The organism is Aliiglaciecola litoralis (assembly GCF_039523355.1).
Lineage (GTDB): Bacteria > Pseudomonadota > Gammaproteobacteria > Enterobacterales > Alteromonadaceae > Aliiglaciecola > Aliiglaciecola litoralis.
The window spans coordinates 61,821-83,180 of sequence record NZ_BAAAFD010000011.1; the positions used below are offsets into that span (position 1 = coordinate 61,821).

Below are 21,360 nucleotides of genomic sequence, written 5' to 3' on the forward strand. Positions count from 1 at the left end.
CTTTGTGACAATTATCGATCGAAAAAAACAAGGTTTGGCGTTGTCGTCTAAACAAATAGTATTACTAATCAGGGCCATAACCGATTGCAGCGCTTCTGATCAGCAGATAGCCACCTTTACTCAAGCCGTGTGCCAACATGGTATGACAAGTACCGAAACCCTTGCGTTGACGGTTGCCATGAGTCAATCAGGCGAAAACCTCAAATGGAAGCTAAACGGGCCAGTTGTAGACAAGCACAGTACTGGTGGTGTGGGCGATTTTATGAGTTTAGTTCTTGCCCCAACGCTAGCTGCATGTGGTGCCTATGTGCCCATGATCACTGGCAGAAGTTTAGGTCATACCGGCGGTACAGTGGACAAGCTTGAAAGCATTCCTGGCTATAATAGCAGTCCTTCTTTGTCTCAGTTTCAGCAATGCGTAAAGGAGGTAGGCATGGCGATAGTGGCTCAATCATCGAACATCGTCCCTGCGGATAAACGCATGTATGCGATCCGAGACGCTACCTCGACCATATCCAGTGTTCCGCTGATTGTTTCTTCGATTCTTTCTAAAAAAGTAGCCGAAGGTTTGGATGCCCTGGTTATAGATTTAAAATGGGGAAATGGTGCTTTTGCTCGCCATTATGATGTTGCTTTGGAGTTGAAAAGCGGGATTGTTGAGGTTGCACAGGCCATTGATTTAAAGGTTGAATGTTTGCTCTCGGACATGAGTATGCCTATTTCTTGTAATGTCGGAAATAGCCTTGAAATCATCGAAGTGATTGAGTTTCTCAGCGGCCAGAAACGCCATCCTCAAGCGCTCATGTTACTCGAAAACTTGGCCTCGTCACTATTGATAAAGTCAGGTTTGGCGGTCGATAAACAACAGGCGCTGGGCATGATCGACACGGCACTAAGTAGCGGACGTGCGGCGGAGCAATTTGCCAAAATGATCCATTATCTAGGAGGTCCCAGTGATTTAGTTTCGCGGCCAAATGCGTATTTGAAGGATGCGAAGGTAATTAAACCCGTGTTCGCCAAAAGATCCGGCCGCATTAGCGGCTACAATATGAAACATCTGGGCGAAATGTGTCGACAGTTAAGCATATCAAAGAATAAGCCAACCACTATCAGTCGTCATCGAACTGGCGTAAGCCTGCTTTTACCAGTGGGTACACAAGTCGATATTTGTGTTCCATTATGTCATTTACATGCTGAGAGTCATGAAGACTGGGATACCCAAGCGCGTTTCTTACAACAGCATTGTATCACGGTCGATAGCGGCGAATTCACACAAACTCACCATCCAATTGGACAATCGGCATGACAGTCGTCCCTCTGCGGCGAGCATTAGTTATTGTGTTGGATTCGGTTGGCGTAGGCGCTGCTCCAGATGCCGACAGCTTTGGTGATATCGGCGCAAATACAATCTTGCATATTGCTCAAGCTTGCGCCGACGGACTGTGTGAACAAGGCCGTAATGGATTATTACACTTACCAAACTTACAAACGTTAGGCTTGGTACCCTGTTGTCAATTAGCCTGTAATCAAACCATCCCATTACGTGAATCAATAGTGCCTAAAGACGCTGCTTTTGGTTGTGCCAAAGAAATCAGCACGGGCAAAGATACGACTTCTGGGCACTGGGAAATGATGGGGGCTCCGGTACTATTTAACTGGGGTTACTTTAGCAATCCAACAGATAGCTTCCCTGCAGACTTCATTGTACGACTTATCGAGCAAGCAAAGTTACCCGGCATCTTAGGTAATTGCATCGCTTCGGGCACTGAGATTATTGAACGTTTTGGTGAGCAGCATAGGTTGAGCGGCAAACCCATATGCTACACCAGCGCTGACAGCGTCTTTCAGATTGCTTACCACGAATCTGTGCTCTCGCCAGCTAAAGCAGACGCAGTCTGCCAAATTGCCAGAGAATTATTGAATGAATATAACATTGCGCGGGTCATTGCCCGGCCATTTTCTGGGCAAAATGCCAATGATTTCCGCAGAACTGCCAACCGTAAAGACTATTCTGTTGCACCAACGCAAACGACCTTTCTAGACCAATTACTTGAACATCAGGGACGGGTTATTTCAGTAGGTAAGATAGCAGACATATTTGCCAATAAAGGGATAAGCCAAAAGATTAAAGCGAATGGTTTGGAACAGCTGATGGATAGCACCATCGAAGCATGGCAAAGCTGCCGAGACAAGGATTTAGTGTTTACCAATATAGTTGATTTCGACACCCTTTATGGGCACCGACGAGATGTTAACGGCTATGCATTAGCATTAGAACAATTTGACCTTCGTTTGGGAGAGTTATTAACGCATGTGAAAGACTCTGACTTAGTGATCTTGACGGCTGACCATGGATGCGACCCAACGTTCCCAGGCAGTGATCACACTCGAGAATTTGTGCCATTGTTGAGCAAAGGCGCATTTCAATCTGGCAGCATCGGTATTCGCGAGACCTTCGCCGATATCGGCCAAAGTTTGGCTGAATATTTTGATATGCCACCTATGTCTAATGGAAAAAGTTTTATCAACCACACTCAATAGAGACACGCTATGACGACCGCACACATTAATGCGCAACCCCATGACTTCGCGAAAACTGTACTCATGCCCGGTGATCCGTTGCGCGCCAAATATATTGCTGAAAACTATTTACAGAACGTTAAGCCGGTAAATACGATTCGCAATATGCTCGGCTACACAGGCTTTTTCAATGGTCATCGGGTCTCGGTAATGGGCTCGGGTATGGGGGCGCCTTCAATATGTTTGTATGCTCATGAACTCTATTCTGATTTTGGCGTTGAAAATATCATCCGAGTTGGAAGCTGTGGGGCATTGCAAGCGCATGTAGCGTTAAACGACATAGTCTTTGCGATGGGAGCGACGACAGATTCAAATATTAATTTGATCAGAACAAATGGCTACGACTTTGCTCCAATTGCCGATTTTGATTTACTCCAGCAGCATGTATCCATCGCCAAACAAAAAACACTCAAATTCCATGTGGGCAATGTATTTACAACGGATCTTTTTTACAACTCACATACAGAAACGACCAAAACAATGACGCGATTCGGGGTGTTAGCCGCAGAAATGGAAACCGCGGGCTTATATTGTATTGCCGCACAATTTGGCAAAAAAGCGTTAACGATTTGCACCGTCAGTGATCATATTTTGCTGAATCAACAGCTCTCTACTAGCGAGCGAGAAACCGGTTTCGATACCATGATTGACATTGCGCTACAAAGTCTCGACACAAAGTATTAGCAGTACTAAAACAGGCAACATCAAGTAGATTACTGGTATGTTGCCTATATTAATTGCCTATGATTTTGCTATGAGATCGAAGCAATGACACTCATAGGACGAAAAATGTGTGCGTTAATCGTTAAATGCAGCTTCTGCCATATTACACTGGCATACCTGTTATGCTCTACCTAGTAAAAATTAAAAAAAGTGAATCCCTTGTCAGACCCAAGTAAAAATGACCAAAGCCTGAACAAGGCATCACAGCTGCAGAGTACTAATCACTTGATCGTGGAAGCCATTGTCAATATGACCAACATTGTCGAGTCTATGCATCATCGACTAAGTCCCATTTCGAAACGGACAGAGTCACCGCAAACTGAGCGAGCTAGAGGCCTAGCAGGATTAGTTTACAAGAGTATTCGAAGTTTAACGGAGTTAGTGGGAAAAAGCCTTGATGCGCCGCTAGGGATAATGAGTGAGCTGCTGTCACAAAACTCAACGTTTTCAAGTAAAGATCGCCTATTGTCAGCCCTAAACGGTGTCTTGGGTGATCATTTAGTAAAGCGAAACAGCTCACTTGCAATTCCAATGGCACTTAGAAAACAAGGGATACAACTTGCACCAAATAGACTGGCCAAGTCTCTGCAGCAATCAAATGGCAAGCTTGTCATCATGATCCACGGATTATGTATGAATGATCTACAGTGGAAGCAAAAGGAGCATGACCATGGTAAAGCGCTCGAGACTGATCTAGGTTACACCGCAGTTTATCTGCATTATAACACCGGCCTGCATATTTCCGAGAATGGCAAGCTATTCGCGCACATGCTTGAGCAACTAATATCAGACATGGATCTTGCCAATATTGGCTTACCACTAGACATATCAATTGTTGCCCACAGCATGGGAGGCTTAGTCACCAGAAGTGCACTTCAGCAAGCAAACATCATCGGCCATCAGTGGCCTGACAGAATGAAAAATATTGTTTTTCTTGGTACTCCTCATCACGGTGCTCCATTGGAAAAAGCGGGGAATTGGATGGACCTACTTCTTGGTGTTCACGCTTATACGAGCCCACTCAAAGGTTTGTTAAGGATCCGCAGTGCTGGGATCACCGATCTTCGCCATGGTAATCTTATTGAATCTGATTGGCATCAACGCAGCCGCTTTGACTTTTCTAAAGATAAGCGAACCCCAGTAGCCCTGCCTGAAAACGTCAATTTTTATACAGTGGCAACCACTGCCTCAGCCAAGACAAACAACATCAACGAACAGTTAGTCGGAGACGGATTAGTCCCTATCGATAGCGCGCTGGGTAAGCACCAAACAAAAGCCTTCACATTGGATTTTGCTAAATCACATCAGTGGATCGGCCGAGATATCAATCATATGCAGTTACTCAGCAATCCTGAGGTTTATACTGTTATCAAAAACTGGCTGGTTAAGAACTCATACAGTAGCAATGAATAGCTATCCGATACGATATTGCTCAAATGGCTCCGTGTTGCAACGATAAGTTGATAGGTTAGCTTGTTTTGTTGTCCAACCTCTTTTAGCTGTATCGATAGGCTGGAAATTGATCAATATCAACAAACGCCGTCCCCGATCATGTCAGTCTGGTTGTGAATACGACTAATACCTTTGAGCATTGAAAAGTGAACGGAGAACAACATGAATAGCAGATTTCTTTTATTCCCATTTATGCTAACGGTGGCATTACTAGCGTGTAATTCGGGCCCAGAAGCACCTAGAGGCTTCAGCTTACCCGAAGGTGACGTGGCTAAAGGTGAAGCGGTATTTAGAAAGTATCAATGCCTTGGCTGCCATTCACTTGAAGGCTTTGAAGATCCAGACATTACCAAAGAGTTTTCTCGCCCAGTCATGCTTGGAGGCGACTCATCTAGAGTTAAAACTTATGCTGAACTGGTCACTTCTGTCATCAATCCATCCCACAAGTTGGTACCTCGCGCTATCAAGCTTGAAAGTGTGGTCAATGAAGATGGCACATCTAAAATGCGAGTCTACAATGATGTCATGACGATCAGTGAGTTGATTGACTTGGTTGCTTTTTTGCAACCTAAATACCAAGTCAAACCAATGCAATATACCCACTACAACATCTATCACATTCCGTAGTCGTGATGCGTGAACAAGTGGCATTGCATTATCCATAGTAGCACAGTGCCTCGTCTTAGCTGACTTTGTCGCTGGTATTAAGGCTCGTTCGCTGCGCTAAAAACGATTGTGGATTTAGTCGCTGGATGCATCACTATCCCATGTCAGCATGTTTGTTCATTTTCACGATGCACAGTGAGGAAGTTAGATGGAATTTAAAGACTACTACCAAATACTAGGGGTCAATGAGGATTCCGATCTAAAAGATATCAAAAAAGCGTACCGAAAGCTGGCGTTAAAACTACACCCCGACATGAACCCTAAAGAAGGCGCGGGGGATAAATTCAAACAAGTCGTTGAAGCATACGAGGTACTAAAAGATCCGGAACGTCGAGCGGAATATGATGAACTGCGTAAATACGGTGGTAACTCCCCTGATGGCTTTGAACCGCCGCCAGGTTGGCAAAGCAGTCACAGTGGTGCGGCAGGCTCACACAGTCAAAGCGACTTCTCGGATTTCTTTAATTCTATTTTCGGAGGCGGTGGTTATGGCCAGCACCAATCGAGATCCAAAACGGGCCGTCAATCGCATCCCTTTGACAGCAAAGGCAGTGATGCCGAAATTGAAGTGCCTATTTTCTTAGAGGATATCTTTTCTGACCAAGCAAAAACCATTCAATATAGCTACCCGTCGCTGGAAAATGGCCAAGTCAAGCATATTAATAAAACCTTAAAAGTAAAAATACCCGCTGGCGTAACTAACGGTGAGCGTATTAGATTAAAAGGACAGGGAGGCGCAGGGCAAGGCAACGGACCCAACGGCGATTTATATCTGCATATTCGGTTAGTGCCCCACCCTCTGTTTGACGTTGAAGCTCATAACCTGATTTTACCCGTACCTATTGCACCTTGGGAGGCGGCACTTGGCACCAAAATTACAGTGCCGACCTTAACGGGTCACATTAACCTAACAATCAAACCCAATAGTCAAAGTGGTCAAAAGCTGCGAATAAAAGGCAAAGGATTGAGGAAGAAATCAGGTAGTGGTGATTTGATAGCGATCCTTAAAATCGTCATGCCCGATGAGTCTACCGAAAAAGACAATGCACTGTGGCAACAACTTGCCCAATATCACCCTTTTGATCCACGGGCACAATGGAGCAAACAAAATGACTGATACCATGTTAATCATATCCTTTGCCGAATTATGTCAATCAGAGCAACTCAATCAAGAGGTGATAATTGACGTGGTTGAGTATGGTATTGCACAGCCCATCTCCGGTAATCACGCGCAAGAGTGGATCTTTGACACTGGCAGTGTTCATTGGTTAAAAAAGGCTGTCAGATTGCATTATGAATTGGAAATCGATTGGGTTGCGGTTGCCGTGATTGTCGACTTACTAAAGCAACAAGAAACGTTAAAGTCCAAGATCGAAACCCTGCAAAACCGACTAGAGCGATATTGAAACCACTTTATCTTGATCTGAATCAATTAGGATTATGCCCAGCTCACTACCATTGGGGTTGATTCGATAGGCAATAGGGATAGATCATGAAAGCACCTAAAAACATACTGGTAGTAATAAGTGGCAAGCGTAAAACCCATGAAGCACTTGAGCGAGCCTTATTGTTTGTCACCAACAAAGCGGTGCATCTGCACATTTTCAATGCGATTTATGAGCCCGTTATGGAACTGTCAGATGTGTTATCCAGCGCCCATCGTGAGGAAATGAAACAGCAATACTTGGCGGATCGCCATCTGTATATGGACGAAATAGCGGCGCAACTTGAAAACAAAGGGATCAAGTGCAGTGTGCACGTTGCTTGGCACAGAGAGCTACACGAAGCAATAGAGCAAGCGGCAATCGAGCTCAAGCCTGACTTGGTGATAAAACGCATTAGCGCTGATACCGATAGTATCAATCCTTTTGCCATGCCAGTTGATCGACACCTTCTTCGCTATTGTTCTGTGCCGCTACTACTGATAAAAGGCTCTCAGTGGAGCAAAGGACCGATTTTAGCCACCATCGATCCTCATGCCTCTGACGAGGCTCACATTACCCTTAACAATAAGGTGCTTAATTACGCTAAGCTGCTGGGCAAAATGACCGATAATCCAGTCTATGGTGTCGCTAGCTATATCGTGCCCTCTATGAGTCCAGCAATCGGGTTGCCGGGGGTTGACTATGATTTAATCCGCCAAGATACCTTTAAGTTTTATGAGGAAAAAATGCAAACGTTGCTCACGGCTCATAATATCCCGCTTAGCGACATGCATATCATCGAAGGACAACCACAACGTGCCATTCCCAAGTTTGTAGAACAAAATGACGCTCATTTGGTGGTGTTAGGTACGGTGGGCAGAACTGGGATCTCTGCTGCATTTATTGGCAATACAGCAGAGCATGTGTTGGCTAATTTGGAGTGTGAAGTATTAGCGCTAAAGCCAGCTAAAGAGATTTAACAATCCGCTTGTAGCTTGCTTTAAGCTCCTCACCTAATAACTGGGTAGCGGCGAACACATCTTTGGACGCCGCTTGAGCCTCAATGCTGGCATGTCGGGCGCTGCCTTTGAAGTGATGCCATTTTTTCTCAAGGGCTTCCCATTCATCTTTGGTCTCCTTTTTGAACAAGTGGGCCTGCAATTTAAGTTCGTCGCGGTTTTGTTCAATATCCCCTACCAACTTATCAAACATACTCTTGTCATTTTTCTCTTTCATCTTGAATTCCTTTAATGATTTAATTCAACTAACAGGCTAGTTAGAAGCCAATAGCGCATCTTGACCCAGATCAATTACTTCAAGCTTAAACGACACTAATGCGAGACAAAATTGACTATCTATAATTGTAAACACTGCCTTTTTGTACCATCTATAGAGACATCAAATAACACTTTAGTTTATTAATGACACCTGTTCGTTACTCGCTATTAACGGTATTTAATCGTTGTATAGCGCCCCGCTCTGATTAAGCAAGCGCGTCACTAACATTAGCGTTTAACACAGGTGATATGAAGCCTTTGGGTTTAAAAGCCAACACAGAGCAAGAGACCTCATTTAGTACTTTTTCTGCAGTATTACCAATGATAAATCCTGCAATTCCAGTGCGGCAAACAGTACCCATAATAAGTAAGTCAATATTTTCCTTGTTGGCTAAATTAATAATCTCTTCGGCCGGATTGTTAGAGCGAGGGAAATGCGTTTTTAATTCTGAATCCCCCCAATCCTGTTCAGAAATGACTAACTCGACATTCTGTTGAAAGTCCCGCAAGGTTTCAGCCCTCAGCTGATCAATGGTTTGTTCCGATATGCCACCTCTTGAAGAAAGATAGCCCTCTCCATAGACGGACCAAACTTGAACGAAATGAATCGACTCATTGCCAGGTTCAACAACGGCTTTAGTCGCTTCAACCAGCGCGTTATTCAATGGCTCGTCTTCATTATCTAAGGTGTCGATAGGGGTTAAGACTCTTTTGAAAATAGGTCCTGAATCCGGTTTCAAGATCCAAACTGGGCTAGGACATTTCCTCAACAAATGCATTTGAGTACTGCCAAAAAATTTTTCTGAAATGCTACTTTTTTGGTTATCCGTCATCATCATTACCAAATCATAATGATGTTGTGCAACTAGCCGGATAATTTCAACAAAGGGGATCCCTTGAAGCACATTTGCATTCACCCTAATACTGCGATGTTTGAAGAAGTCATTGGCGACGGTGAGAGCAGCATCAGCGTCAAGCTGCTTAGCCGTTAATATTTCTTTGGCATATTTTTCAAGTATCGCTAGCTCTACTGGTTGTGGAATCGGCTGCACCACAGCGCACAATGAAATATCCGAACCAAACTTTTTAGAAAGGGTTAGTGCGCACTGCAACATATTTTCACTATTTACGTTGGGATCGATGAATAACAATATATTTTTGAACATGTGCTTTTTCACTCCTGTAAAGAGGTTAAATACGTCTCACGTCGTGCTAATAGACAATTCCATCATCAGGCTTTACGTCGCTATTGTGTGTCGTTACTTTCCCAATAAGAGACCAAATGTTGGTACGCTTGTTTTGCTGTTTCAACGATATGAAAAAGTTCCATGTCGTCTTCTGCTATCGCCCCCTGCTCCACTAAAAATCTAAAATCGATTAACCTGTTCCAGTAATCTTTGCCCACTAACACAATTGGCACTGAACGAATTTTTCGGGTTTGTATCAGGGTCAAGGTTTCGAATAGCTCATCTAGGGTGCCAAAGCCTCCTGGAAAAGCGACCAAGCCTTTCGCACGCTTTAAAAAATGCATTTTTCGTATTGCAAAATAGTGAAATTGAAAACACAGCTCTGGTGTGATGTAGGGGTTAGGCTTTTGTTCAAAAGGCAACACTATATTCAACCCAATACTCTTGCCGCCCACATCTGCTGCACCGCGATTAGCGGCTTCCATAACTCCCGGGCCACCGCCAGTAACAATCACGAACTCCTTACCCTCGTGTTGCAGTGAAAGTGCTGTAATTTTCTGTGCCAGTGCTCTTGCTTCAGCATAGTAATGACTATTTTTCCAGACGTTTTCGGCTCTCGTTTTCTGCAGTTTCAGTTTTGCCGATGCGGGCTCTTGCGCTAGTAATTTGCAAGCTAGATCAAATGATTGTTTAGCTTTGTCATGATCATCAAAGCGGGCACCACCGAAGATCACTACCGTTGAATCAATGTCATTTTCCTCTTGAATTAGATCAGCTTTGCGCCACTCTAGTTGCAAACGAACTGCTCTTAAATCATCTCGCATAAGAAAATCGTCATCTGCATACGCTAAACGATAGGCGGGGTTATCCATCCTTTGCGTTCTTGCCAACTCAAAATCTTCTGCTGCGCTTGGAAAAACATGCGACTTTTGATCTTGTTTAGTCATAGGGCCAAACCCAGTTATCGACCTCGGGTAAATCGACACCATGCTCATGAGCATAATGCTGACATTCTATCTGTCGGTCTCTAAACATTTGTTTTGCATGAGCGCCCGATACCTTCAACCGAGGAACGCGGTTAATGACATCAATCGCCAAGCTAAAGCGATCAATTCGATTTTCGATTGCTAATTCCAGTGGCGTATTAATATTGCCCTTTTCAATGTATCCCCTAACATGCAGGTTGTTATGATTGGTGCGTCTATAGGCGAGTCGGTGAATTAACCACGGATAGCCATGGAAATTGAAGATAATGGGCTTGTTCATTGTAAAAAGACTGTCAAAATCATAATCTGATAGTCCATGAGGATGTTCGGTTTCAGGCGTCATTCGAAACAGATCGACGACATTAATAAATCGAATTTTAAGGTCAGGGAACTCGTTTCGTAGTAATGCTGTTGCTGCCAACGCCTCTTTGGTCGGAATATCACCACAACCCACCATCACAACATCTGGCTCTGTGCCTTGATCATTGCTTGCCCAAGACCAAATCCCCAACCCTTTAGTGCAATGCTTGATAGCATCATCCATATTCAGATATTGCATATGCGATTGTTTATCACACACAATCACATTGATGTCATTTTGACTACGTAAACAATGATCTGCGGTAGACAACAAGCAGTTTACGTCGGGCGGAAGATAGATGCGGGTTACCTGCGGGCTTTTATTTACAACCAGATCTAAAAACCCCGGATCTTGATGGGTGAAACCATTATGATCTTGCCGCCATACCGTAGAAGTAATTAACAAATTGATAGACGCTATCGGCGCTCGCCAAGTTAATGCTTCGCTAATTGCCAACCATTTAGCGTGTTGATTAAACATCGAATCGATAACGTGCACAAAGGCTTCATAGGTCGCAAAAAAACCATGCCGTCCGGTGAGAACATAGCCCTCAAACCAGCCTTCTAAAGTGTGCTCTGATAGCATTTCTAACACACGACCATCGGGACTAAGCTGTCCACCATCATTATCTTCGGGTAGATAGTCTGCTAGCCACAGTTTTTTCGAAACTTCATAAATCGCATCTAATTTATTGGACGAGTTTTCATCTGGCCCAAATACCCGAAAATTAGTTTGGTTGATGCGCATGATATCCCGCAACATGGCGCCAAGCGGCTTGGTATTCATCGCCTGAGTTTTTGCTGGCTGCTCAACAATAGCAGCGTAGTTTTTAAAATCTGGCATCCTCAAGTTGCGTTTGAGTAAACCACCATTTGCATGTCGATTAGCACTCATGCGACGCTCACCTTGCGGTATTAGCGCCTGTAATTCAGACACCAATTGACCATTCTCATCAAACAGCTCCTGTGGACGATAGCTTTGTAACCAGCTTTCTAACATCTTAAGGTGCGTTTGATTCTTACGCACATTGGGCAAAGGTACTTGGTGAGCTCGCCAAAAGCCTTCAACTTTATTGCCATCCACCTCTTTTGGCCCTGTCCATCCCTTTGGAGAGCGCAATATAATCATTGGCCATATTACCCGTTGGGCAATGCCCGACGCACGGGCCTGTTGCTGATGTAGACGAATATCTTGGATACACTGCTCCATGGTATGCGCCATTTGTTGGTGCATAGTGGCTGGATCATCTCCCTCAACAAAGTAAGGTTTCCACCCATAACCTTGGAACAGTTTTTCTAATTCATCATGGGGAATACGCGACAGCAAGGTCGGATTATTAATTTTATATCCGTTCAAATGCAAAATCGGCAAAACAGCACCATCGCGGATCGGATTGAGAAATTTACTCGAGTGCCAAGACGTCGCCAATGGGCCTGTTTCCGCTTCGCCATCGCCAACGGCGACAGTTACGATCAAGTCTGGATTATCAAATGCCGCGCCAAAGGCGTGAGAGACACTGTATCCAAGCTCCCCGCCTTCATGAATTGAGCCAGGCAACTCTGGGGTACAATGACTACCGATACCACCGGGAAAAGAAAATTGTTTGAAAAATCGTTTCATACCCTCGGCATCTTGACTGATGTCAGGATAGACCTCTGAGTAAGTCCCCTCAAGATACACAGGACCCAATACGCCCGGCGCGCCGTGTCCTGGTCCAGCCAAAAAGATAGCGTTTAAATCATATTTGTTGATCAGACGATTAATATGCAAATACATAAATGCCAACCCAGGGCTGGCGCCCCAATGCCCTAACAAACGATTTTTTATGTGTGCCGCTTCCAAAGGCTTGGTCAATAACACATTATCTTGTAGGTAAATCATACCAACAGCAAGATAGTTGCAAGCGCGCCAATAAGCATCGATTAAACGCAGCTCCTCTTCGCTTAACGGGTATTTAGTATTGCTGTCACTGCCCTTGTCGTTTTTCATTATTATGCTCCTTTATCCGTCTGTTGCCGTTTGGCATTGTGCTACTGCATAAGCCTGAGTGGCTGGTAAGTAGTAAACGCTAAGCACTGCTGGCCATCATCACTTCTTCATCACTGTTAATTGCAAACACTTTAATTGCGCTATTTTCACCGCTTATAAGCACATTGTTAGCGCGATTAAAATCGGCTTGAATAGCGATGCCAAGCCAACTTAATTGTTGACATATCTGCTGCCGAATGTGGCTGCTATTCGCTCCTACACCACCGGTAAATACAATGGCATCTACTCCCTGCAAAGCCCCCATAAGCGAGGTCATCTCACGACAAGCACGATAAACAAAGTACTCAATTGCAAATAGCGCATCTTTGTCGTTGCTACTAAGCAAAGTACGAAAATCACCACTGTTTGCCGATAGTCCAAGTAACCCTGATTGTTGATTGAGTAACTCGGAAATTTCAGCAAACGTCAGTTTTAACTCACTCGCCATATACAGAACGGCGCCGGCGTCTATGGCTCCGCAGCGTGTTGCCATTGGCAATCCGTCTAGTGGCGTAAAAGTCATGGTTGAGGCAATGCTTTTGCCGTCTTTTAACGCGCACATACTGGCGCCCGCGCCTAAATGCGCAATAATGACTCTTGCGGGTAAATGACCATCATTTGAATCTGGTAGGACGGTTGCAATATAGTGATAGGACAATCCGTGAAACCCGTAGGGTTTGATACCTGCAGCCGTCATATGCTTGGGGATAGCGAAAGTTTGAGCGACCCTTGGCATGGAGCGATGAAACGCCGTATCAAAGCAGGCTTTATGAGTGGCATCAGGAAAGCTCGCCATAAACACCTCAATGGCATCTAAGCCAATAGGTTGATGCAGTGGCGCAAGCGGAATCAACGATTTTATCGCCTGAATAACATCCGAATCTAAGCGCACAGGTTGATTAAATTGATTACCGCCATGAACAATCCGATAACATACTGTTGCTATGCTTAATGACGATAAAAAACGGCATAACCACTGACTAAGCGCATGATGTGCTTCGGTTAAAGTTGAGAACGTTAATTGAGCAAAGGCATCGACTGCTTGTTGCGGGATATTTTGCATTGTGTGTTGATCAATTTGCGTAGTTGGTGAGTCACCTATACCCGTCAATACACCGCGGCAAACACACTTCGGAAACCGGCTTTGCGAAGCCGATTTAAACAACCCAAACTTAATGCTGGAGGACCCAGAGTTAACCACTAAAATCAAATTAGCCAAGTGATTGCTCCGGTGCCGTTGTGGCGGCAGGATTATCGGTTACGCTCGGCGAAAAATACTGCACAGTGGTGCAAGCCACCACGTCACCTAAGACGTTAATAGAGGTTCTGCACATGTCGAGTATTCGGTCAACGCCAAGAATTAATGCGATGCCAGCGGCAGGAATGCCAACCCCTTCTAAAACCATGCTTAAAATAATGATCCCGGCGCCTGGCGTAGCTGGGGAGCCTATCGACGCAGCAACCGCCATAGTCACGATAAAAAGATAGCTCGATAGGCTCAAATCCACGTGAAAGACCTGAGCCAGAAATACGGTCGCAACCCCCTGATACAGTGCGGTGCCAGTCATATTGATGGTTGCCCCAAGGGGCACTAAAAAGCGTGAGATCTCTGCCTTGACCTTGAGCTTTTCTTCAACCACCTGCAATGTTAACGGCATCACGGCAGCTGAACTACTAGTAGAAAACGCCAGAAGTAATAACTCTCGCACACTAGTAAAGAAGTAACCCAACCGTTGTTTAGAGGTTATTTTAGCAACTGCAAAATAGAAGCAAGCAATTACCAGCAACCCTGCAATCACGGTCAATACATAAACAACGATCCCTCCTAGCACTTCCACACCTAGGTTAGCCACCAAGCGAGTAATTAACCCAAATACTGCAATAGGTGCCAGCAGCATAGCCCAGGATACGATGCGTAAACTAACTTCTTGCAGAGCACCCAGCAAATCGAATAGTGGCTTAGATTGTTGCGCAGGAATCGACAACAGTGCCGCTCCCAATACGGCGGCGAATAAAATCACTTGCAACATTTCACCGGAGGCCATTGAAGCCAGTGGATTTTTAGGGATCAGGCCTGACACTTTGCTTGGTAAATCAGCTAACGCAGGAAAGCCCTTGGCCGTGACATTGGTCACCGTCTCGGTACCCGACTCAACTAATAATGAAGCGTCGACGAAATAACCCGGCTGAATATTCAACGCTAAAACAATACCAACCACAGCGGCTAATGCGGTTGAAAAAAGTATGAAGAGTATCGCAATTATACCGTTCTTCTTCATCGCATCAGGATTATTATTGGCCGCCAATCCACGCACTATTGAGGCCACAACAAGGGGTACGACAATCATTTGAATGATAGCTAAAAACACTTGACCGGGTAACGCTAACCAAGCCGTGATATTGGTAACTGCACTTGCAGAAACCAAGCCCAAATCGGGACCTAATAAAATACCCGCAATGACGCCTAGCGCAAGCGCGAGTAATACTTTCAACCAAAGCCGACCGTGTATCAATTTATCAAATTGGTCTGCTATGTTCTTTAGCGGATTAGTAAACCTTTGATTCATTGTGTTGCTTCCCAATATTCGGCTAGAATTTTCATCTTGACTAAGCTTTCACAATCAAGGCATCAACCGCCAGTCGCTCAAGTATTTTTTCAGCGGTATTCCCGACTACGAATCCTTTTAGGCCGGTTCTGCCAACATTGCCCATGATCACCAAGCTGGATTTTAGTTTTTGCGAGACCGAGGATATTTCCTTAGATACAACACCAACAGATACGAAGGTTGAATAGACAATAGGTTGGCCTTTGGTACTGATCATATCGGCTAATCTCGCCTTAATCTCTTTGCCCTTAGTTGCCATTAACTCATGTGGGATTGCGATATCTAACTCTTCACGAATTCCTGATATTTCGATGACACTCAATAGAGTTAATTCCGCTTGAGTCATATTTAGAAGCTGCACTGCCGTATCAGCAACTTTGTCATTTAGTAAACCTTGAGATGGACTGTCGTCAACCATATCGAGCGTGGCCAGGACCTTCATTTTTTTCTTCCATTTGTTGTCCCCACAAAATAACACTGCCGATTGAGATTCACTTTGAAGCACGGCCTTTACTAACCCAAAATCGTGCTGACCTTGTCCGAGTTGAGGTCGATAAATTACGACCATGTCAGGGTTAGTGTGACTGAGCAAATCCGTCATGCTTAGCTTCTTCGCGTGCTTATCAAAGGCAGAATTAATTATCAGGTTGGCGGTACAATGGCCCGCGGCAACGTCATTAAGTACGGTCTGGACATCCGCCGCAACAGCGTTACTATCACTGAACAACACTACGCTGATGCTCTCTGGTAAAAATCGTAACGACTTTTCCAACATCATCTTGGCACTGTCTGCACTCTCGACTACCACTAAGATATTTCTCATTTAAAACCCTTTGTTCAATAATAGTTCAACTACTTGTATAACTCAGGTTGCTGATTGCGCAACTTTAACGTTGTAATTATTCAATTTCCGTTGCACAAACTTTTCGACTTCAACGATAAGAAGGATAGGAAAAGTGCAGACTATTATTTTTAACCAGTCATCTAAACTAATGCTTACCAATCCGAAAAGTTGCTGCGACTGCGGCAAGTAACTGAAGCCAAGCTGCAAGCATATAACGGCGGCAGAAGCGATCAGCATGGGTTGACTGCCGTTTAGGAAGTGGCCACTAAAAACAGATTGATTGAGGAATCGGCAGGTAAATAAATAGAAAAGCTCGATCATGACAAGGGCGTTGACCGCTACTGCCCTTGCGTACTCAATCGAGGATCCGTTATTCCGATAATACGCAAATAGCTCAAACACGATGGTTGCGCCAATCACGCCCACTAACACCATTCTAAGCAATAGCGCAACCGTAAATAACCCTTGCCCAAAAGGCCTAGGTGCCTTGTTCATGACATTGGGCTCTGGATGTTCAAACGCCAATGCCAGTGCTAAGGTGATCGCCGTGATCATATTCACCCATAGTATTTGCGCTGGCGTGATTGGCATCATCCTGCCTAGCATTATCGCAGTAAATATCACCAAAGCTTCGGCTAGGTTCGTGGGTAAAATAAAAATAATCGATTTAACAATGTTGTCGTATACCGTTCGACCTTCGCGAACCGCGCTGGCGATGGTACTAAAATTGTCATCGGTCAACACAAAGTCAGCCGCCTCTTTTGCGGCATCAGTCCCCTTATGCCCCATGGCTACGCCAATGTTAGCCTGCTTCAACGCAGGAGCATCATTGACACCATCGCCAGTCATGGCGACAACATGCCTATTCTTCTGCAAGGCTTCGACTAGTTGTAGTTTATTGGAGGGGCTGGTGCGGGCAAATACGTCAACCTGCTCGACGAGCACTGACAATTGAGCGGCAGGTAAATTATCAATCTCTTGACCGGTCAGCACGCGCCGTACATCAAGGCCGAGCTCGGCGCCAATCGCCGCTGCAGTAACAGGGCTATCACCGGTGATCATCTTGACGCGAATGCCCGCGCTATGGCACATTTTTATGCTGTCGATAGCCTCTTTGCGTGGCGGGTCACTGATGCCCACCAGCCCGACTAGAATCAAATTACTTTCAACCTCTTGATGGCTAAGGGTATCTGGCTTGGTATTGTACCTTTTCATTGCCAATGCCATTACTCGCATTCCCCTGCGCCCATAATCTGCGGTCATTGCTAGCCATTGAGTTTTGTCAACAGGTTGCACCCCAGACTCATCCAATTGATGGCTGGCATAATCGATGAGTCTCTCTGGCGCACCTTTGACCATTAAACTCACTTCGCCAAGGGTATTGTGATGTAAGGTTGCCATGTAACGTTTTTCGCTTTCAAATGGCAAGATATCGATACGTGGCAAATCGTGCTGCAAACTACCGACCGTTAGGCCATGCTTGAGGGCCAATGTCAGCAACGCACCTTCCGTAGGATCGCCATGTAGGAGCCAATCACCGTTCTCATGTTCAATGTTGGCATCGTTGCATAACAAGGCTATTACGCAAGCCTGAGTGAAACAGCTATCGTGATCGATCAACACAGACTCTGAAGTGCTATTCGATTTAATCAGTCCCTCAGGTTTATACCCTTCTCCTGAAATACGGTAACCACCAGAGGCGGTATAAACCTCGCGCGCGGTCATTGCATTTGCGGTGAGGGTTCCAGTTTTATCAGAGCAAATCACGTCCACTGCACCGAGCACTTCTACCGCAGGTAAGCGTCTAACCAAGGCATTATTTTTAGCCATTCTCTGAACACCGATAGCCAATGCAATGGTTACAATAGCCGGTAACCCCTCAGGTATAGAAGACACCGCGATACCAATGGCGGCTTGAAACATATCGCCTAATGCATATTGATGAATGAAAATTCCCAGCACCATGGTAAGAACGGAAACCACGATAATCCCTATGGTTAATTGATGGGCGAATCTCGCCAATTGCAGCTGCAGTGGTGTTTGCATCAATTTAACTTTGCCTACCAAGTTGCTTATCTCACCGATTTGGCTTGCTAATGCTGTATGGGTTACCACACCGCGCGCAAGACCATAGGTAACCATGGTGCCCATATAGGCCATGTTCTTACGTTCAGCTAAAGGAACGTTACCTTCAATGGGGGTAATACGTTTGCTTACAGGCTGCGCTTCTCCGGTCAGCGCGGATTCATCGCACCTGAAATCTTTACTGAAGAATAGTCGGATGTCTGCGGGCACCCGATCACCTGCCTGCAACATCACCACATCACCAATGACCAGCTCACTGCTGTCTATGGACTCAAGCGCCCCATTTCTTACAACCATGCACTGCGATTTCGTCATTGACATGATTGTACGTAATGCATTCTCGGCTTTTCCTTCTTGGATAAAGCCAATAATGGCATTCACTAACACCACCGCAAAAATCACACCGCTATCGACATAATGCTGTAATAAGATACTAAGTACGCCACTGCCTATGAGCACATAAATAAGGACGTTATGAAATTGGGAAAAGAAACGTTTCCAAGCTGAACGTGCCGGTGCCAACGGCAAGCTATTTTTGCCATACAATGACAAACGTTCAGAGGCAAGTTGTTGTGATAATCCTGCTTCACTGCTTTGAAAAGTGGAGAAAACTTCATCAACCGTACTGTTATGTGGAACGATATTCGCACTCATAACACAACCTTAATCTGTTGACATTTCCGTTTTTGAAAACCACTGACTTTCAATGCAACTCCAGCCATAAAATGCCAATTAAAACGCAATCGATTGATCTAATATGGGGATCTCAGACTCAATGCCTTTTTCGTCCCACAATTTTTGTGACAAACAATCTAGCGCCTCTGGATCACCATGCACTAAAATTATTCTTGGATTACTTTGGAAGTTTGACACCCACTCGATAAGCTCCAGCTGTCCTGCGTGAGCAGAAAACCCGCCGAGGGTTTCAATTTGTGCTTTCACCGCATAACTGTCATTGAATATTTTAATCATGGATTTACCATCCACTAACAGCCTGCCCAAAGTTCCTTTGGCTTGGAACCCACAAAAGATAATGGTATTGCGACTATCCCAAATGCGTTGTTTAAAGTGGTGGCGAATTCTGCCACCGGTGCACATACCGCTGCCGGCTAGAATAATCGCTCCTTGTTTAATTTTGTTGATTGCCATTGAGTTTTCTGGCGTAACGGACAAAAACAAACGTGGAATAAAGTCTTTTAGTAATGAATGAACCGAGGGCGTTGCCTGCTCAATTTCGTCATTGTCTAAGGAATCGAACCAGCGGTCATACACTTTCGTGACTTCAATCGCCATAGGACTGTCTAAAATGACCTGCCAGTTTTCTAGCAATCCCCGATGGTGTAATTGTCCTAAATAAAACAACAGCTCTTGTGTGCGCCCCACAGCAAACGCGGGGATCATGATGTTGCCGCCACGCTTTTGTGTATCTTCGAGTATGGTTATAAGTTGCTCAACGGTATCTTCGATTGAGCGATGGTTTCTATCACCGTAGGTGCCTTCCATCAGTACCACATCAGCTTGGGTTAAGATGGCTGGATCATTCATTAACACGGCGCTTTTATTGCCCAAGTCACCAGAGAAAACCAATGTTTTGCGTTTGTTGCGCTCTGAAAAAGTGATCTCGACAATGGCGGAGCCAAGAATGTGACCGGCATCGTGAAATGTCACATGCCCATCCTCTGTTAAATTAAAGGCTTCACCGTAATTTTTTGTTATGCATTGGCTTAAGGTCGCATGCACATCCTCTTCGGTATACGAGGGCTCCAACAACGATTTTCCTTTGCGCGCACGTTGGCGATTTTCTCGTTCCAAATCACCTAAATAGATGCCCACTGAATCGAGCAACATGATCTGCAACAAATCAGCAGTCGCATCCGCGCAGTAAATGGGCCCCGTAAAGCCTTCGTGCACCAATTTGGGCAACATGCCGCTATGATCTAAATGAGCATGAGAAAGTACCACAGCATCAATGCTAAGGGGGTTAAACAAAAATGCCTCTTGCTGAGTTCTACGCTCCCAACTCCCACCTTGATGCATGCCACAATCAAGTAGAATGGTACCCAGTGCCGGTGACGTTAGCATATGACAGGATCCTGTCACTTCTTGAGCTGCACCACAAAATTTGATCGAGGCCATATAAAAATCGACGAATTGTTGAATAGTGCACTCACTTCACCATCAGACGCTTAGTGCTATATTGATCTTAATCAAGTTTTCCAGCGATAGCAGTCAAAACCGTTTATTTTTCAAAGGGTTCTATATGAACAACGGCATCTTCAATATGAAATTTAGTCGCCAGTAAATGCTCAATACTGTCTGCAACTTGGTGCGAATCAGCGGTAGACATATTCGGATCAACCGTCACCACAACATCGGCAATGCGGTATTTTCCGCTCGATCTTGACCGCACTCGGCGCACCTCTTTTACGGCGTCGATATTCATAATGGCATCCGTCATTTTATGTGCATCGACTTCGCTGGAGTCGACAAGTATCGGTATCGCACTTTGAAAGAGCTTAAAAGCAAGATAAAAAATTATACTGGAGATAATGATCGCAAAGACAGCATCTATCCAATAATAGCCTCTAGAAGCAAGTTGCCAACCAACGATGACGGCAATACTGGTCAACACATCACTTAGCGTATGGGTGGCATCTGCAACTAATATATCTGAGTTTAATCGCTTCGCCCAATGACGCTCCCATAGCGTTAAAATCGTATTAATAATCAATGCCGCAATAAGTATAATTAACCCCAAAAAGCTGTGTTCCACTGGCTCGCCGATGCGTTGAAACGCGCTCAGGGATATTTCAAACGCAACAACAACTAGCAAGGTTGCTAGAACAAAAATGGCTAACTGTTCAAACTTTTGATGGCCATAAGGATGCCCTCTGTCCGCAGGCGTTTCAGAAATGGTGACAGCCATCCAGGCCACAATATTATTCGTTACATCGGTAAAAGAATGCACTCCGTCGGCGATAATGGCGGTCGAGTTTGTCATAAAGCCGACACTGAGTTTACACAGCGCAATCAATAGATTAACGCAGCCTTCAATGAGCAAGACAGTTTTTACCTGCATAAGTCTCTCAATCTTATAGTTGCCATTTTCGTGTTACTTTTTTCATTTTTAAACTCACAGAA

The 21,360-nt window shown here is 44.8% G+C and carries 18 protein-coding genes; 8 read left to right on the forward strand and 10 right to left on the reverse strand.

All coding sequences use genetic code 11. From position 1 onward, the window contains the following. The first annotated feature begins 4 nt into the window (after positions 1-4). The 8 genes from ABD036_RS16310 to uspE all read left to right on the forward strand — a co-directional run bounded on the left by ABD036_RS16310 (position 5) and on the right by uspE (position 7,825). The gene (locus ABD036_RS16310; protein ID WP_343861849.1) at positions 5-1,306 is read left to right on the forward strand and encodes a thymidine phosphorylase; all 1,302 of its coding nucleotides are present in this window, start codon (positions 5-7) and stop codon (positions 1,304-1,306) included. 11 nt (positions 1,307-1,317) lie between these two features. Then, entirely contained in the window at positions 1,318-2,541 is a 1,224-nt protein-coding gene (locus ABD036_RS16315) for a phosphopentomutase (protein ID WP_343861963.1), read from the forward strand. A 9-nt stretch (positions 2,542-2,550) separates the two neighbouring features. Further along, positions 2,551-3,264 carry a purine-nucleoside phosphorylase gene (gene deoD / locus ABD036_RS16320; protein ID WP_343861851.1) on the forward strand — a complete coding sequence of 238 codons (714 nt, stop codon included), beginning with the start codon at positions 2,551-2,553 and terminating at the stop codon, positions 3,262-3,264. A 198-nt stretch (positions 3,265-3,462) separates the two neighbouring features. Further along, positions 3,463-4,716, forward strand: a complete 1,254-nt coding sequence (locus ABD036_RS16325; protein WP_343861853.1) for an esterase/lipase family protein — start codon at positions 3,463-3,465, stop codon at positions 4,714-4,716. Positions 4,717-4,917: 201 nt separating this feature from the next. Further along, positions 4,918-5,382, forward strand: a complete 465-nt coding sequence (locus ABD036_RS16330) for a c-type cytochrome (RefSeq protein WP_343861855.1) — start codon at positions 4,918-4,920, stop codon at positions 5,380-5,382. Positions 5,383-5,569: 187 nt separating this feature from the next. After that, positions 5,570-6,538 carry a DnaJ C-terminal domain-containing protein gene (locus ABD036_RS16335; RefSeq protein WP_343861857.1) on the forward strand — a complete coding sequence of 323 codons (969 nt, stop codon included), beginning with the start codon at positions 5,570-5,572 and terminating at the stop codon, positions 6,536-6,538. Beyond that, entirely contained in the window at positions 6,531-6,827 is a 297-nt protein-coding gene (locus ABD036_RS16340; RefSeq protein ID WP_343861859.1) for a chaperone modulator CbpM, read from the forward strand. The genes ABD036_RS16335 and ABD036_RS16340 overlap by 8 nt, the downstream gene beginning before the upstream one ends. 86 nt (positions 6,828-6,913) lie before the next feature. Beyond that, the gene (gene uspE / locus ABD036_RS16345) at positions 6,914-7,825 is read left to right on the forward strand and encodes a universal stress protein UspE (RefSeq protein WP_343861860.1); all 912 of its coding nucleotides are present in this window, start codon (positions 6,914-6,916) and stop codon (positions 7,823-7,825) included. Here the strand turns inward: uspE and ABD036_RS16350 are convergent. The 10 genes from ABD036_RS16350 to ABD036_RS16395 form a co-directional block, all read right to left on the reverse strand. After that, a complete protein-coding gene (locus tag ABD036_RS16350; protein ID WP_343861862.1) occupies positions 7,812-8,081 on the reverse strand; it encodes a hypothetical protein in 270 nt (89 codons plus the stop codon). The genes uspE and ABD036_RS16350 overlap by 14 nt on opposite strands. A gap of 247 nt (positions 8,082-8,328) precedes the next feature. After that, positions 8,329-9,288, reverse strand: coding sequence for a universal stress protein (locus tag ABD036_RS16355; protein WP_343861865.1), 960 nt, complete (start codon positions 9,286-9,288; stop codon positions 8,329-8,331). 80 nt (positions 9,289-9,368) lie between these two features. Next, complete coding sequence (locus tag ABD036_RS16360; RefSeq protein WP_425542584.1) at positions 9,369-10,256, reverse strand: LOG family protein; 888 nt, start codon at positions 10,254-10,256, stop codon at positions 9,369-9,371. Next, the gene (locus ABD036_RS16365) at positions 10,249-12,645 is read right to left on the reverse strand and encodes a phosphoketolase family protein (RefSeq protein WP_343861867.1); all 2,397 of its coding nucleotides are present in this window, start codon (positions 12,643-12,645) and stop codon (positions 10,249-10,251) included. Before ABD036_RS16365 ends, ABD036_RS16360 begins: the two co-directional genes overlap by 8 nt. Positions 12,646-12,724: 79 nt before the next feature. Further along, entirely contained in the window at positions 12,725-13,903 is a 1,179-nt protein-coding gene (locus ABD036_RS16370) for an acetate/propionate family kinase (protein WP_343861868.1), read from the reverse strand. Further along, complete coding sequence (locus ABD036_RS16375) at positions 13,896-15,251, reverse strand: dicarboxylate/amino acid:cation symporter (RefSeq protein ID WP_343861870.1); 1,356 nt, start codon at positions 15,249-15,251, stop codon at positions 13,896-13,898. The genes ABD036_RS16370 and ABD036_RS16375 overlap by 8 nt, the downstream gene beginning before the upstream one ends. Before the next feature lie 40 nt (positions 15,252-15,291). After that, entirely contained in the window at positions 15,292-16,113 is an 822-nt protein-coding gene (locus ABD036_RS16380; RefSeq protein WP_343861872.1) for a universal stress protein, read from the reverse strand. A gap of 42 nt (positions 16,114-16,155) precedes the next feature. Then, a complete protein-coding gene (locus ABD036_RS16385; protein WP_343861874.1) occupies positions 16,156-18,873 on the reverse strand; it encodes a cation-translocating P-type ATPase in 2,718 nt (905 codons plus the stop codon). 78 nt (positions 18,874-18,951) lie between these two features. After that, positions 18,952-20,355, reverse strand: a complete 1,404-nt coding sequence (locus ABD036_RS16390) for an MBL fold metallo-hydrolase RNA specificity domain-containing protein (protein ID WP_343861876.1) — start codon at positions 20,353-20,355, stop codon at positions 18,952-18,954. A gap of 103 nt (positions 20,356-20,458) precedes the next feature. Then, positions 20,459-21,298 carry a cation diffusion facilitator family transporter gene (locus ABD036_RS16395; RefSeq protein WP_343861878.1) on the reverse strand — a complete coding sequence of 280 codons (840 nt, stop codon included), beginning with the start codon at positions 21,296-21,298 and terminating at the stop codon, positions 20,459-20,461. Positions 21,299-21,360 lie beyond the last annotated feature (62 nt).